Origin of the sequence: uncultured Bacteroides sp., assembly GCF_910578895.1 — a bacterium.
Taxonomy (GTDB): Bacteria; Bacteroidota; Bacteroidia; order Bacteroidales; family Bacteroidaceae; genus Bacteroides.
Genome location: NZ_CAJTSC010000009.1, coordinates 1 through 15,844, shown reverse-complemented (window position 1 = coordinate 15,844; position 15,844 = coordinate 1). Strand labels below are relative to the sequence as shown.

Here is a 15,844-nt window from a genome sequence, read left to right as displayed (position 1 = left end):
AACTGCGGGGTTTGTCTGCAAAAGTAAGGATTATTTTTGGTAATCCGTCACATGCCCAGCAACAGGTTGGCTGCGGCTTCAGCACATCTTTCTCCGTCAATGCCTGCCGAGACGATGCCGCCCGCATATCCCGCTCCTTCACCGCAGGGGAACAACCCTTTCAGGCGGATATGTTGCAGCGTGTCCTTATCCCGGACGATGCGGACCGGGGCGGACGTGCGGGTTTCCACCCCAATCATGGTGGCTTCGTTGGTCAGGAAGCCGTGGGCGTATTTCCCGAACTGCTGGAAACCTTTGCCCAGCCGGTTTGCGATGAATGGCGGCATCCAGAAGTGCAGGGGCGAGGAGACCAATCCCGGCGCATACGAGCTCTCGGGCAGGTCGTAGCTGAGCTTTTTCTTGGTAAAGTCCGCCATGCGTTGTGCGGGTGCCGTCTGCTTCATGTTGCCTTGCTGCCAGCAAAGTTGCTCCAGGGCTTCCTGAAAGTAGAGCATTCTCAGTTGGCTGTTGGCAGCTGCGCAATCTCCGTCCTTTGCCGAATACTCTTCGGGATTGCCGACAGTCGGTTCGCCGATGTCGATTGTTTCAAGGTCTTCCGGACGCAACTCCACCACCATTCCCGAATTGCTCCAGCGCGAACCCCGGTTGCTGGGGCTCATGCCGTTGACTACGATTTGCCGTGGACCGCTGGCTGCCGGGACTACAAACCCGCCTGGACACATGCAGAAGCTGTAGACCCCTCTTCCGTCCACTTGGGTCACGAAACTGTATTCGGCGGCGGGCAGGTACTTGCCGCGCCCGTTGCGGTTGTGATATTGTATCTGGTCTATCAGCAGGGCGGGATGCTCCAGACGAACGCCTACGGCGATGCCTTTGGCTTCTATCTCCACCCGGTTGGCTGCCAGCCAGCGATACACATCGCGTGCGGAGTGTCCGGTGGCGAGTATCACGGGACCGAGGAACGTCTTTCCGGTATTGGTCTCGATGCCTTTCACCTCGTCATGTCCGATAATCAGGGCGTCCATGCGTGTTTCGAAGTGCACTTCGCCGCCACAGTTGATGATGGTGTTCCGCATATTCTCTATCACGCGTGGCAGTTTGTCTGTTCCGATGTGGGGATGCGCGTCTACAAGTATGGAAGGCGAGGCGCCGTGCTGGCAGAATACGTTCAGTATCTTGTCCGTGTTTCCCCGTTTCTTGCTGCGGGTATAGAGCTTGCCGTCCGAGTATGCCCCCGCGCCCCCTTCTCCGAAGCTGTAATTGGACTCCGGGTTGACGCTCTGTTCGCGCCCTATCAGGGCGAGGTCTTTCTTGCGGTCGCGCACATTTTTCCCGCGCTCCACTACAATGGGGCGCAGCCCGAGTTCTATCAGGCGCAAGGCGGCAAACAGTCCGCCGGGACCGGCTCCCACGACCACCACTTGCGGACGCTCCGACACATTATTATATATAGTCTCCCGATACTCCTTCTCTTTCGGCTGCTCATTGAGGTAGGCGCGCACGGTCAGGTTCACGAAGATAGTGCGTTGGCGTGCGTCGATGCTGCGTTTCAGCACGCGCGTGGCTGTAATGTCGCGTGCGTTCACTCCTTTTTCCTGTATGAGGTACTCTTTGATGCGTTGCTCGTTGGCTGCAACCTCGGGCAGTACGCGCAGTTGGTATTCTTGTATCATTGGTCTTCTTTCTGTGCTAAGTAAGTGCTTGAAGTATGTCCATATCTTATTCGGTCTGCTCTTGTCCTTATCCGAACAGCGTCCGGAAAGCCTCTTCCACTTTCCTTACCGGTATCAGCTCGATTTTCAGTTTGGAGGTGTTCAGTCCCTGCAGATTATATTTAGGCAATATGAACCGTTTGAAGCCCAGCTTTTCAGCTTCGCCGATACGCTGTTCAATCCGGTTTACGGGGCGGATTTCGCCGGACAGCCCTATCTCGCCCGCCATGCAGATTTCCGGTTCGATGTCAGTGTCCATGTTGCTGGACAGAATGGCGCTGATGACTGCCAGGTCGATGGCGGGGTCGTTTACTTTCAGTCCGCCGGCAATGTTCAGGAAAACGTCCTTTTGGGCAAGCTTGAAGCCGACGCGCTTCTCCAGTACTGCCAGCAGCATATTCATTCTGCGGATGTCGAAGCCGGTGGCGGAACGTTGCGGGTTTCCGTATACGGCGCTGCTCACGAGTGCCTGCGTCTCTATCAGGAACGGGCGTACGCCCTCTATGGCGGAGGCGATGGCGATGCCGCTCATTCCCTCGTGGTCTTGGCTGAGAAGCAGTTCCGAAGGGTTGCTTACCTGCCGCAGCCCGTCTTGCCGCATTTCGTAAATGCCCAGTTCGGCAGTGCTTCCGAAGCGGTTCTTGATGCTGCGCAGGATGCGGTACATATAGTGCTGGTCGCCTTCGAACTGGAGCACGGTGTCTACGATGTGTTCCAGCACCTTAGGACCGGCGATGCTCCCTTCTTTGTTGATATGCCCGATGAGGATGACCGCCGTATGCGTCTCTTTGGCGAAGCGCAGGATGGAGGCGGAGCACTCCCTGACTTGGGCGATGCTGCCGGGCGACGACTCGAGCGTCTCTGTCGATATGGTTTGTATGGAGTCTATGATGACCAGGTCGGGATGTGTGTTCTTGATGTGTACGTAAATCTGCTCCAATGAGGTCTCGCAGACAATCAGGCAGTCGCCCGATGTGCCGGACAGGCGGTCGGCACGCAGTTTCAATTGCCGGGCGCTCTCTTCGCCGGATACGTAGAGGATGCGTTTCTCCGGTATCCGGAGTATGGTTTGCAACACCAGGGTCGATTTGCCGATGCCCGGTTCGCCGCCTATCAGTACAAGCGAGCCTTGCACCAGTCCGCCACCCAGCACGCGGTTCAGTTCCGCGTCGTGCAGGTCGATTCGGGGTTCGTCTCCGGCGGTAATCTCGTTCAGTGTCAGCGGCTTCGCCTTGGTGGTCTCAATGCCCGATACGGGGCGTTTGTTCACGGTTTCCTTCCGCACCACTTCTTCCACGTAGGTGTTCCACGCTCCGCACGACGGACATTTGCCTACCCATTTGGGCGAGTCCTGTCCGCAGTTGCTGCATACATATACCGTCTTTTCTTTTGCCATAAAAAGAACTTCCTTTAGAATGATTGCCCAAAGGTACGACTTTTCGTTTCAGGACCGATGGTATGCCGCAAAGTTTTTTGGGAGAGCCGCACGGCTTTTTCATTTACAGGAGCTAAAGGGAGTTATCTCCCTTCGGGATAGGAGTTAGAAGCCGGCAACTATACCGGGGCATACGGCCGGAGAGACCGCACAAACAGACAGGCGGAAGCGGACAAACGGAAACGAACCGGTGAAGAACAAACGGATAAGAACAGGTTGGCGAAATATTCCCGCCAAGCGCTTATTATCAGTGATATATGAGTGCCAGTCGTTTTCTGCTTGGTGGAACTTTATTCCCAGCCCGCAGGGAATGTGTTCCCAGCGTACAGGGAATATGTTCCCAACTTGCTGGGAACACGTTCCCAATTAAGTGGGAACATCGGAAGAAAAAGAAGCTGTCAGTTACGGGGCTTTTATTTACGGGAATTATCAGGAGCCAGAGGGGGAAGGACGGCTTCCTCTAACTCCTGTAAATGAAAAAGCCGTACTTGCCGCATGGCTTTTCGTTGCCGGATACGCTTGTTATAGGGTGATTTCGCCTGCAATGGGGCGGCTCATCAGTTCGCGTACTTCTTCGGGCGGGTAGTTGTGTCCCAGCAGGAACATCAGTTTGGTCACGGCAGACTCCGTGGTGCTGTCGTATCCGCATACCACGCCCGCCTGCATCAGCCGGTAACCCGTTTCGTAACGCTCCATCTCTACCGTGCCGGCGCTGCATTGGGTGACGTTTACAATGACGATGCCCTGCCGGCAAGCATCGTGCAGGCGGCGGAGAAACCACTCCTTCCGGGGTGCGTTCCCCGAACCGTATGTTTCCAGTACCACGGCTTTCAGTCCTTTTATGGAGAGAATGGCGTTTACTACGTTCTCCTGGATGCCGGGGAACAGTTTTAATATGGCTATGTTCGTGTCCAGAAGGTAGTGCGGGCGTAGTTTCCCTTGCGGGTTCTCCGGATGTATCAGTACATGGTTGTATTTAATGTGTATGCCGGCGGAAGCAAGCACGGGATAATTGTATGAACGGAAAGCATTGAAGTTTTCGGCATTTATCTTGGTGGTACGGTTGCCGCGCATCAGATGGTTCTCAAAGAAGATGGATACTTCGGGCACGATGGGACGTCCGTTGGGATGCCGGGCGGCGGCTATTTCAATGCTTGTCAGCAGATTTTCCTTGCCGTCGGTGCGGAGCACGCCGATGGGAAGTTGTGAACCGGTGAGGATGACGGGTTTGTTGAGGCATTCGAGCATAAAGCTAAGGGCGGATGCCGTGTATGCCATGGTGTCCGTGCCGTGCAGGATGACAAAGCCGGTATACCGGTCGTAGTTGTCGCTGATGATGCGCACGAGTTTGCGCCAGGCATCCGGGTCCATATCCGAAGAGTCCATAGGCGGGTCGAACTGATAGGTGTCGATGCGGAACGCGAACTTCTGAAGCTCGGGCACATGCTTCTGTAACTGTTCGAAGTTGAAGTTTTCCAAAGCCCCGGTGTCTGCATTCTCTATCATGCCGATAGTGCCACCGGTGTAAATTAACAAAACGGAAGTATTATTTGGGGACATACGCTCAATTCTTACATCATTACCCTGCAAAGATAGTAATATATCTCTGAAATAATAGCAAAATGTTATGAAATAGCGTGCGCTTGCCTGCCTGCTCGCAGCAAAAAGCATGAAAATGTCAGTCGGGGCATGGACATATTTCTCTCCTTTACAGGGCGGGAATGTGTTTTTATCGCAAAAAAGTCGCAAAAAGTGATAGATTGTATGTTTTTATTGTTACTTTTGCAACACTTATCATGAACGATAGCAATAAGAGACTATGAAGAAGTACTATCAACATACAGTCACATCCATGTGCACCATGACCCTTAGGGGTTGGGGATAGTATTTTGTGTTTCTACGTGTTACACCAGTTTTCAGCAGTTTTTCTTCTTTAATTAAAGTCAGTGCGGGCGATGGCAGCCTGTTTCCGACATTATTGTATCAACCGTTTCAATCCGATAAAAAGAAATGAAAGTAATAAAATTCGGCGGCACATCCGTAGGTTCCGCGAACAGCATTTTAAGCGTAAAGAGAATTGTAGAAGCCGTCAATGAACCTCTGATAGTGGTAGTATCCGCGCTGGGCGGCATTACGGACAAGCTGATCAATACTTCGAAAATGGCGGCATCCGGAGATTCCTCTTACGAAAACGAGTTTCGTGAGATTGTCTATCGCCATGTGGAAATGATAAAGGAGGTAATTCCGGCAGGCGAGGCGCAAGTGTCGTTGCAGCGGCGGGTGGGAGAGTTGCTTAATGAGTTGAAAGATATCTTCCAGGGTATTTATCTGATAAAGGACCTATCGCAGAAGACATCCGATACGATTGTGAGCTACGGCGAACGCCTTTCGTCCATCATTGCGGCGCAACTGACGGATGCCGAGTGGTTCGATTCGCGCCGCTTCATCAAAACGGAGAAGAAACACTCCAAACATGTGCTGGATGCGGAACTTACCGCATCCCTAATCCGTGAGACATTCAAGGAGTTGCCCAAACGTGTATTGGTGCCGGGATTTATCGCTACGGATAAGACTACGGGTGAAGTCACCAACCTCGGTCGCGGCGGTTCCGACTATACGGCTGCCATTATTGCCGCAGCGCTGGATGCCGATGCGCTGGAGATATGGACGGACGTGGACGGCTTCATGACTGCCGACCCGCGTGTGATTTCCACCGCTTATACCATCAACGAACTGAGCTATGTGGAGGCTACCGAGCTTTGCAACTTCGGGGCTAAGGTGGTGTATCCGCCTACCATCTATCCGGTGTGCCACAAGAATATACCTATTATAATAAAGAACACTTTCAACCCGGAGGGGGCAGGCACGGTTATCAAGCAGGAAGTGTCCAATCCGCAGAGCAAGGCGATTAAAGGTATCTCGTCCATCAACGATACGAGCCTGATAACGGTGCAGGGACTTGGCATGGTGGGTGTAATCGGTGTAAATTACCGCATCTTCAAAGCGTTGGCGAAGAACGGCATCAGCGTGTTCCTCGTGTCGCAGGCGTCTTCGGAGAACTCCACCTCTATCGGTGTGCGCAATGCCGACGCCGACCTGGCTTGCGAAGTACTGAACGAGGAGTTTGCCAAAGAGATTGAAATGGGAGAGATTTCGCCCATACAGGCGGAAAAGGACTTGGCTACGGTGGCAATCGTAGGCGAGAACATGAAGCATACGCCGGGTATTGCCGGCAAACTGTTCGGTACGCTGGGGCGCAACGGTATCAACGTGATTGCCTGCGCGCAGGGTGCGTCGGAAACAAATATCTCGTTTGTGGTGGACAGAAAGTCGTTGCGCAAGTCGCTGAACGTTATTCACGACTCTTTCTTCCTGTCGGAATACCAGGTGCTGAACCTCTTTATCTGCGGCATAGGCACGGTAGGCGGCAGCCTGATAGAGCAAATCCACAGCCAGCGCCAGAAACTGATGCAGGAGAACGGTCTGCAACTGAATGTGGTGGGCATTGCCGATGCTTCCAAAGCCATGTTCAGTCGGGAAGGTTTCGACTTGGGGCACTTCCGTGAGGAACTGGCGGAGAAAGGAAAGCCCAGCTCGCTCGATACCCTCCGTGACGAGATTATCGGTATGAATATCTTCAACTCCGTATTTGTGGATTGTACCGCCAATGCGGGTGTCGCTTCGCTCTATAAAGACCTGTTGATGCACAATGTATCGGTTGTTGCCGCCAATAAGATTGCGGCTTCTTCGGAATACGAGAACTACCGTGAGTTGAAGCAGATAGCACGCCAGCGTGGTGTGAAGTATCTGTTTGAGACGAACGTCGGTGCAGGCCTGCCTATCATCAATACCATCAACGACCTTATCCATAGCGGCGACAAGATACTGAAGATTGAAGCCGTGCTGAGCGGTACGCTGAATTACATCTTCAACAAAATCAGTGCGGACATTCCTTTCAGCAAGACCATCAGGATGGCGCAGGAAGAGCGTTATTCCGAACCCGACCCGCGTATCGACCTGAGCGGAAAGGATGTCATCCGTAAGTTGGTGATTCTGGCGCGTGAGGCGGGCTACCGTCTCGAACAGAGCGATGTGGAGAAGAACCTCTTTGTGCCCGATGATTTCTTTGAAGGTTCGTTGGACGATTTCTGGAAGAAAGTGCCGGGGCTTGATGCCGGTTTTGAGGCACGCCGCCGGGTGTTGGAAGCCGAAAACAAGCATTGGCGTTTCGTGGCAAAGTTGGAGAACGGCAAGGCATCCGTGGGATTGCAGGAAGTCGGCGTCAATCATCCGTTCTATGGACTGGAAGGCAGCAACAACATCATCTTGCTGACAACCGAACGTTATAAGGAGTATCCGATGATGATACAAGGTTACGGAGCCGGTGCGGGTGTGACGGCTGCGGGAGTGTTTGCGGATATTATGAGCATTGCGAATGTATAAAAGCCTTTCTGAAACAAATAATCGGTTATCGGTAGTTAGAATATGAAGATAGAGACAAATATCAACTTATCTCCCCTTCCTGCGAGGGAGAAGGCAAGGAGGAGAACCAAGCACCTCATCATCTTAGGCGACGGCATGGCAGACTGGCAAGTCCCCTCTTTGGGTGGAAAGACCCTGCTGCAAGCCGCTGCAACCCCCTATATGGACAAGCTCGCCCGAATGGGGCGTGTAGGCAGACTGAAAACGGTTGCCGACGGTTTTCATCCGGGCAGCGAGGTTGCCAATATGTCCGTTTTGGGCTACGACCTGCCGAAGGTCTATGAAGGACGCGGTCCCTTGGAAGCGGCAAGCATCGGTGTGGACCTGAAACCGGGCGAGATGGCGATGCGCTGTAACATCATCTGCATCGAAGGCGATGTGATAAAGAATCATTCGGCAGGACATATCACCACCGAAGAAGCCGATGTGCTGGTCCGATATCTGCAAGAGCAGTTGGGAGATGAGCGCGTGCGCTTTCATACCGGCGTGCAATACCGGCATCTGCTGGTAATAAAAGGCGGAGACAAGCGCATAGATTGCACTCCCCCGCACGATGTTCCGCTGCAACCCTACCGCCCGTTGCTGGTGAAGCCTATGGCGGGCACGGAGCATATCACCGCTCCCGAGGGAGAAGCCGACATGACCCCGCAACAGACCGCCGACCTGATTAATGACCTGATAATGCGCTCGCAGGAGCTGCTGAAAGCGCATCCCGTCAATAACAAACGCATAGCCGAAGGCAAAGACCCCGCAAACAGTATCTGGCCGTGGAGCCCGGGTTATCGTCCGCAGATGGAAAAGCTCTCGGATAAGTTCCCCCAAGTAAGGCAAGGCGCTGTTATCTCTGCCGTGGACCTGATTAACGGCATCGGCTATTATGCCGGACTACGCCGCCTGACGGTGGAAGGTGCCACCGGACTGTACGACACCAATTATGAGAATAAAGTTGCCGCCGCCCTCGATGCACTGCGGACGGACGATTTCGTCTATCTGCATATCGAAGCCAGCGATGAGGCGGGCCATGAAGGCGACATCGCCTTGAAGATGCGGACCATTGAAAACCTGGACAGCCGTGCCGTAGGTCCGATTTATGAGGCGGTGAAAGATTGGGAAGAGCCGGTTTCCATTGCCGTATTGCCCGACCATCCCACTCCCTGCGAGCTTCGTACGCATACCAACGAACCGGTACCTTTCCTCATTTGGTATCCGAGCATCGAGCCGGACGGGGTACAGACCTTCGATGAGGTTGCCGCCTGCAACGGCAGCTACGGTCTGATGAAAGAAGATGAGTTTATAAATGAATTTATGAAAGAGTTATGAAATATTACAGTACCAACAAACAAGCCCCCGACGCCACCCTCGAAGAAGCCGTGGTGAAAGGGCTTGCAGCGGACAAAGGGCTTTTCATGCCCTTTGCTATCAAACCGTTGCCGCAGGAGTTTTACGACACGATTGACACGCTCGGTTTCCAGGAGATAGCCTACCGGGTGGCGGATGCCTTCTTCGGCGAAGATGTTCCCGCGGATACATTGAAGCAGATTGTGTACGACACGTTGAACTTTGATGTCCCTTTGGTGAAAGTGACGGAGAACATCTACTCCCTCGAACTGTTCCACGGACCTACGCTTGCCTTTAAGGATGTGGGTGGGCGTTTCATGGCGCGCCTGCTGGGCTATTTCATCAAGAAAGAGGGCAAGAAGCAGGTCAACGTATTGGTTGCCACTTCGGGCGATACGGGCAGTGCCGTGGCGAACGGCTTCCTTGGAGTGGAAGGTATCCATGTATATGTGCTCTATCCGAAAGGCAAGGTCAGCGAAATCCAGGAGAAGCAGTTTACCACGTTGGGGCGGAACATTACGGCACTTGAGGTGGACGGTACGTTCGACGACTGCCAGGCATTGGTGAAAGCCGCCTTCATGGACAAGGAACTGAACGGGCACTTGCAACTTACCAGTGCCAACTCCATTAATGTGGCGCGTTTCCTGCCGCAGGCGTTCTACTATTTCTATGCCTATGCCCAATTGAAGCGGGCAGGAAAGGCGTCCGATGCCGTGGTATGTGTGCCGAGCGGTAACTTCGGCAATATAACGGCAGGCTTGTTTGGCAAGCGTATGGGCTTGCCGGTGAAGCGCTTCATCGCGTCCAATAACCGCAACGATATCTTCTATCAATATTTGCAGACGGGCGTTTATACACCGCGTCCCAGCATTGCCACCATTGCCAACGCTATGGACGTGGGTGACCCGAGCAACTTTGCCCGTGTGCTCGACCTCTATGGCGGCAGCCATGCGGCTATCTCTGCCGAAATAAGCGGTGCCACCTATACGGACGGGCAGATTGCCGAAACCGTGAAAGATGTTTGGCAGAGCAGCCATTACCTGCTCGACCCTCACGGCGCCTGCGGCTTCCGTGCATTGCAAGAGGGCTTGCAGCCGGGCGAGACGGGTGTCTTTTTGGAAACAGCCCATCCCGCCAAGTTCAAGGAAACGGTAGAGGATATCATCGGCGAAGCGGTGCAGGTACCCGAGAAATTGCAGGCTTTTATGCGTGGTGAAAAGAAAAGCCTGCCGATGTCGAAAGACTTTGCAGACTTCAAGCATTATCTGATGGGTATTTAAAGTCCCATCCGTTGCAGTGGAATGAAAACTCAAAATTGAAAATAACTTTATCATTCTGTCTTCAGAGGGGAAATGAAACTCTGAATGACAGAATGTGAGGTTTATCCGTATCCTTCCCTCTTTCCTCTTCTCACCCCTTTTTCTCTTCTTGGAATCCGGAGCTGATAAAGCAACCGCCGCGTACAGATGAATTTACTTTCTGCGGAAAACGGATGGTCTTCCTGCATATCATTTCTCTGCCCGGGGGAAATTCAGAAACACCAGATACTCCCCTTCCGCTTCAATCGTAAATTCCGTTCCGTTACATTCGTTGAGTGTACCTTGCCACCAGTTGGTGAAATCGCTTAGGGGATATGCCAGTCCGTGTCCGTGCAGTTTGCGGGCGCCGAAGTTGATGATGGATACCTGTTGCCCCGGCAGGCAGGCGAAAGTGCATGTATCCCGGCAGGGGATGAAAACGCCGTAATCCGTGTACGTGCGTACTTCGGCTCCGGCACGCATATAGTCCATGAGCAGGCTGATGTTTCCTAAGGTATGGTCTTCGCGTTTGCCGGTGGCGCCTACAATGGCAATCCGGCGTTTGCCTTGCGACAGCAGGTAACTGACGGCTTTAGTCTGGTCGTTGGTCTCCTGTTCGGAGATGCGCTGAAGCAGGTGTCCGTACTTCTTCCGGTTCTCCTTGCTGATAGAGTCTCCGTCGCCGATAATAAGATTGGGGACATGTCCGTTACGGATATACTCGTCCGCTCCGCCGTCGCAACAGACCACGTAGGGCGCATCCGCCAATACCTGCAAGGGCAGGGGGGCGGCAGGGTATTCCCCGTTTGCTAAAACCACAGCTTCCACTTCCATAATCAATGAACTTCGGGATTTCAGGTTTATGATTTCAGATTTCGGATTGATAGGATGTCATCTGCCGGTAATCAGTTTGGCATCTGGCAACTGAAATCATACATCTGAAATCTTTTTCTTCCATTTAAAGTAGCCAAAGATAGCGATTATTGTGTAAAGACCGTATAATGCGGCGGTAAAATCGAGTCCTTTATATATGTATAGCCCCGTGCTCATGGCATCTACGCCCACCCATGCCCACCATTGTTCTGCATATTTGCGTGCCAGCATCCACATGCCGATGATGCTGAGTGCGGTGGTGAAGGAGTCCAGCCACGGGACATTACTGTCCGTAAAGTTAATAAGCACCCATGCGATGCCGACGAAAGTAACGGCAAATACCGCAGCGAGCGGCAGCACATAGCGTACGGGCATGTGGGTGATGGGCAATGACGCCTGTTGCCGGTTGTCCGCATCCGAGGCTCTCCTTCTCAGGATTGTCCGGCGCAGGAATGCCCCGTACTTCCACATCATCCAACCATAGGCGGCGGCTCCGAGATAATAGATGTTGATGCCGAAATCGGCATACAACCCCGCGTTGTAGTAGACGAAGATGTAGATAGCGGGCATGATGATGCCCGCTATCCAGAGATAGATACTTGCCCGGTACTCCAGCCAGAGGTAGAGAAGTCCGACAAGTGTTCCGATAATTTCGAGTGTTTGTTCCATAAACCGGTTTAGAAACGTAAAGAGATATGACCTAATACATTGGTGCCCGCCTGGGCGGCATATCCTGCGTAGTTGTAGCGTACTTTCTGCCCGTTGTCGTAATAGAAGCCACTGCCTGCATAACCGTTATTCTCGTACTCCTCGTTGAAGAGGTTGTAGACGGTGCAGCCCACGGTTATCGACTTGATTTTAGGCAATGCGAAGGTGTACGATACGTTCAGGTTGCTGACGAAATAGGCGTCCAGGATATGGTCTTTGCAATCCAGGTTGCTCATATATTGCTTGCTGACGTATTGCGACTGCAAAGATGCTTCAAGCCCCTTGTATGTATATCCGAAACGGTTGTTCAGCAGGAAGTCGGGCGAGAAGGCGATGTGTGTGTCGCCCAGATAAGTGCTCCACTTGTCGCCTGCGGCATCTTCGTTTTCGTAAAGCGTTTCGGTGAAGTGCTCTACCCGGTTGCGGCTCAGCGTGGCATTGATATCCCATTGGAAACCGCAAGGCAACTTCAATCCCGCCATCAGCTCAACGCCCATGCGGTAGCTGTCGGGCACGTTGGCGGCTACGGGTTCGCCGATTTCGTTCAGCTCGCCGGTCAGTACCAGCTGGTCTTTGTAGTCCATATAGTACAGGTTGGCACCGAGGCTCAGCCGAGAATTGGCAAAGGTATAGCCCAACTCGTAGTCGGACAAACGCTCCGCTTTGGGACGTTCGGTAAACTTGCCGTCCGTATAGTTGTTGCGTGTAGGCTCTTTGTGTGCCACGCTGAACGAGCCGTACAGCCGGTTATGACGGTCGATTTGCCACGACAATCCGGCTTTGGGATTGAAGAAGTCGAACTTCTCGTGAATGGCAAGTTGTTGCAGTCCGTCGTTGGTGACGCTGTTCCACTTGTCGTTCTGCCCGTATATCTTGTAGGAGATGTGGCGGTACTGCAAGTCGGCGTATGCGTTGAGGCCGTGGCACAGTTCATAATCCGCCTTCAGATACAGGTTGCCGTCGTTCTTTGCGGCATTGTTGCGGTAGTAGTCCTTGTCGGGGTCAAGGGAGCCGATATAGTTCTTCACCCATAGCACTTTGCCGAAGTGGTCGCCGTCGTAGCGGTTCAGTCCACCGCCAAGGGATGCGTGCAGGCGTTCGCCCTTGTAATTTACGGAGAAGATGCCGCCGCCGAACCAGTTGTCCATCGCCTTCTTGCGGACAAGGTCGCTTTCGTCTATGGTTTTGCCGTCGTGCTCGTAGGGGAGCAAACCATACTCCGCCAGCTTGCGTCCGTCCTTATACTCTTGATAGTAACCGTCTCCTTTGGCATAGTGCAGGCCTACGTTCACATTCCAGGCGTTGGTGAAGTTGTGGTTGAAGAGCAACTGGTAGTTCTTCAGCACGTAGTTGTCCGTCTGGTCTTCGTAGAAGTGGTCCGTGCCGTTGTCGTCGGTATACATATATCCGCACGAGTTGTAGCGCCTGCCGTACTTTTCCATCTCCTCCTTGCTGGCATAGTTCCAGGCATGGTAGGTGCGTTCTTTGCCGCCGAAGGTTATCAGCTTGACAGAGGTGTTTTCGTTATAGTATCCGCCTTGCAGGTAGTAGGAGTTCAGCCCCACCGATGCGCGGTCGATGTATCCGTCCGTGCTGATGTTGGACAGGCGGGCATCGAAAGACCAATGGTTGCCGATAAGTCCCGTGCCCGCCTTCACCGTCTCCTTGTGCGTGTTGAACGAGCCGTACGAAGCGTTCAACTCGGCATACGGCTTTGTCGAGAAGTCCCCGGTCTGCATATTGATGCTGGCTCCGAAAGCGCCCGCTCCGTTGGTGGACGTTCCGACGCCGCGCTGTATCTGTACGTCTTTCACGGAAGACGCGAAGTCGGGCAGATTCACCCAAAACATGTTGTGGCTCTCGGCATCGTTGACGGGAATGCCGTTGGCGGTGACGTTGATGCGCGTTCCGTCTGTGCCGCGTACCCTCAGTGTGGTGTAACCGATGCCCGCTCCGGCATCACTGGTGGTGATGGCGGAGGGTGTCATGCTCAGCAGATACGGCAGGTCCTGGCCGAAGTTCTGCTTCTGAAGCTGCTCCTTGTTGATGTTGGTAAAAGCCACCGGGGTAGTCCCTGTGGCACGTGTGGAGATAATTTCTACTTCCTGCAGGCCTATCACCCGCAGGCTGTCCTTTTCCTTTGTCTGCGCACAGACATTCAGCACTGCCATAAACAGGCATGCCGTCATTGCATACTTTTTCATTTTGCAATTTAATTTATTAAAAGATTAATACAGAAAAGGGGAACTTTTCTTCTCTTTTCCCTACGCTGGTACTAACCAGATCAGGTCAATGGGTATGATCTCAGCCCGTCATATTAGGGCACCCCTCAGTTGAAATCGGCAGCAAAAGTATCTCTTTTGGTTGAAAGGTGCAAGCGATGCGAACAGAAAATGAATTTATTTGTTACTTTTGCATCCATAAACTTATAAACTATAATCATTATGTTATCATCATTGTTAATGACGGCATTTGCCATTCAGGCTACTGAAGAGGGATTCAGCAAGCTTCAGATTCTTATGCAACAACTGATAGATTGGGGAGTGGGAGCCGGCGGCCGTATCATAGGGGCGGTTATCATCTTTGTGGTAGGACGCTTCCTTATTTCCTTTATCAAGAAGGTGGTTTCCCAGCTTCTTATGAAGCGGCACATCGATGCGGGTATCCAGACCTTTGTCAAGAGCCTTGTGAATATCCTGCTGACGGTATTGCTGATTATTGCCGTTATCGGCAAGCTGGGGGTTGAGACTACCTCGTTTGCTGCCTTGCTGGCGTCTGCCGGTGTGGCGATTGGTATGGCGTTGTCCGGAAACTTGCAGAACTTTGCAGGCGGACTCATTGTCCTGTTGTTCCGTCCGTTCAAGGTGGGCGACTTCATTGAAAGCCAGGGGGTGTCCGGCACGGTACGTGAAATCCAGATTTTCCATACCATCCTTACCACGGCCGACAATAAGGTGATTTATATTCCCAACGGCGCTCTGAGCAGCGGCACTGTGACCAATTACAGCCGTGAAGATACCCGTCGCGTGGATTGGGTCATCGGAGTGGAGTATGGCGAGAATTACGACAAGGTGGAGAGCACCGTGCGCCGCATACTTGCAGCCGACAGCCGCATCCTGAACACGCCCGAGCCTTTTGTCGCCCTTCATGCTTTGGATGCCAGCAGCGTGAATATCGTTATCCGTGTTTGGGTGAACAGCGGTGACTATTGGGGAGTTTATTTTGATATGAACAAGACCATTTACACGGTGTTCAACGAGGAGGGAATCGGCTTTCCGTTCCCGCAGTTGACGGTGCACCAGGCAAAGGATTAATCAAGTTGCCGTTCCGCTCTTCTTCGGAGCGGTTCGTTTTCGGCCATCTTCTTTCGTTGTTTTATATCGGCGCAGGTTCGATGTGCTATTTGGCGGAAGCCGGTCAGTTATGGAATGCCATGGCTGGCCGGCTTTTTCCATACACGCGTGTCATGTTTGTTCCCGGCTTGTTGGGAACGTTTTCCCACCATTGTGGTTTCATGTTTTAGGTGATGCGGCTTCACGGCTTTTTCATTTACAGAAGTTAGCGAGATTTATTTAACGTGAATTGGATATAAGGACTAAACTGATTCGTTTGTAAATTAGGACCATAGCGATAACAACATTAATCGAACTCACGTTAAACTATTTAATATTAAAGATTATCCTGATAATTGTTTGATAAACTATATAAATGGATGTATTATAGTTTTCTTTCTTTACATCCTCATTTTCCTCGTAGCCGCCCCCTTTTGTCCGGCACCGAGGAAGGCAAGGTTCCCCGGTGCCGAAGGCGGTGTTCCCCGGTGGGGAACGACCCGTTCCTCGGTGCCGGACAGAACCCCGCTCGGAAAGGGGTTGTAGAGGGGGTAAGAGAGAGGGCGTCGGGATTCCTTTCTTTTGATAAAAAATAATGATAAACAAAACAGCTGTCTTTGCGAAAAGATGGATAGTGTTCCGTCATTGTTCTGAATTATATCGAAC

Annotated in this window: 10 protein-coding genes and 1 riboswitch; of the genes, 4 read left to right on the top strand and 6 right to left on the bottom strand. The window is 52.5% G+C overall.

Translation table 11 applies throughout. From position 1 onward, the window contains the following. Positions 1 to 47: 47 nt before the first annotated feature. From QZ327_RS03780 to QZ327_RS03770, 3 genes are all read right to left on the bottom strand, one after another. Positions 48 to 1,673, bottom strand: a complete 1,626-nt coding sequence (locus tag QZ327_RS03780) for an NAD(P)/FAD-dependent oxidoreductase (RefSeq protein ID WP_294617251.1) — start codon at positions 1,671 to 1,673, stop codon at positions 48 to 50. Positions 1,674 to 1,740: 67 nt separating this feature from the next. Continuing rightward, on the bottom strand, positions 1,741 to 3,108 hold the full coding sequence (gene radA, locus QZ327_RS03775; RefSeq protein WP_294617249.1) for a DNA repair protein RadA: 1,368 nt from the start codon (positions 3,106 to 3,108) through the stop codon (positions 1,741 to 1,743). A 561-nt stretch (positions 3,109 to 3,669) separates the two neighbouring features. Next, on the bottom strand, positions 3,670 to 4,707 hold the full coding sequence (locus tag QZ327_RS03770) for an asparaginase (RefSeq protein WP_294617247.1): 1,038 nt from the start codon (positions 4,705 to 4,707) through the stop codon (positions 3,670 to 3,672). Between the two features lie 450 nt (positions 4,708 to 5,157). On the opposite strand from QZ327_RS03770, the gene thrA reads away from it, so the two are divergent. Genes thrA through thrC form a run of 3 tightly spaced genes read left to right on the top strand, consistent with a single transcriptional unit; the run spans position 5,158 to position 10,247 of the window. Then, on the top strand, positions 5,158 to 7,590 hold the full coding sequence (gene thrA, locus QZ327_RS03765; protein WP_294617245.1) for a bifunctional aspartate kinase/homoserine dehydrogenase I: 2,433 nt from the start codon (positions 5,158 to 5,160) through the stop codon (positions 7,588 to 7,590). A gap of 42 nt (positions 7,591 to 7,632) precedes the next feature. Continuing rightward, complete coding sequence (locus tag QZ327_RS03760; RefSeq protein ID WP_294617244.1) at positions 7,633 to 8,949, top strand: cofactor-independent phosphoglycerate mutase; 1,317 nt, start codon at positions 7,633 to 7,635, stop codon at positions 8,947 to 8,949. Then, positions 8,946 to 10,247 carry a threonine synthase gene (gene thrC / locus QZ327_RS03755; protein WP_294617242.1) on the top strand — a complete coding sequence of 434 codons (1,302 nt, stop codon included), beginning with the start codon at positions 8,946 to 8,948 and terminating at the stop codon, positions 10,245 to 10,247. Before QZ327_RS03760 ends, thrC begins: the two co-directional genes overlap by 4 nt. A gap of 228 nt (positions 10,248 to 10,475) precedes the next feature. On the opposite strand, the gene QZ327_RS03750 is transcribed toward thrC, so the two are convergent. From QZ327_RS03750 to QZ327_RS03740, 3 genes are all read right to left on the bottom strand, one after another. After that, positions 10,476 to 11,099 (bottom strand): thiamine diphosphokinase, encoded by a 624-nt coding sequence (locus QZ327_RS03750; protein ID WP_294617240.1) that lies wholly within the window; start codon positions 11,097 to 11,099, stop codon positions 10,476 to 10,478. Between the two features lie 96 nt (positions 11,100 to 11,195). Beyond that, positions 11,196 to 11,807: a nicotinamide riboside transporter PnuC gene (gene pnuC, locus QZ327_RS03745; RefSeq protein WP_294617239.1), complete on the bottom strand. Its 612-nt coding sequence runs from the start codon at positions 11,805 to 11,807 to the stop codon at positions 11,196 to 11,198. An 8-nt stretch (positions 11,808 to 11,815) separates the two neighbouring features. Next, the gene (locus QZ327_RS03740; RefSeq protein WP_294617237.1) at positions 11,816 to 14,050 is read right to left on the bottom strand and encodes a TonB-dependent receptor; all 2,235 of its coding nucleotides are present in this window, start codon (positions 14,048 to 14,050) and stop codon (positions 11,816 to 11,818) included. Positions 14,051 to 14,089: 39 nt separating this feature from the next. After that, positions 14,090 to 14,186: riboswitch (TPP riboswitch) on the bottom strand. Between the two features lie 122 nt (positions 14,187 to 14,308). Between QZ327_RS03740 and QZ327_RS03735 the strand changes: the two genes are divergently transcribed. Then, the gene (locus QZ327_RS03735; RefSeq protein WP_294617318.1) at positions 14,309 to 15,160 is read left to right on the top strand and encodes a mechanosensitive ion channel domain-containing protein; all 852 of its coding nucleotides are present in this window, start codon (positions 14,309 to 14,311) and stop codon (positions 15,158 to 15,160) included. Positions 15,161 to 15,844 lie beyond the last annotated feature (684 nt).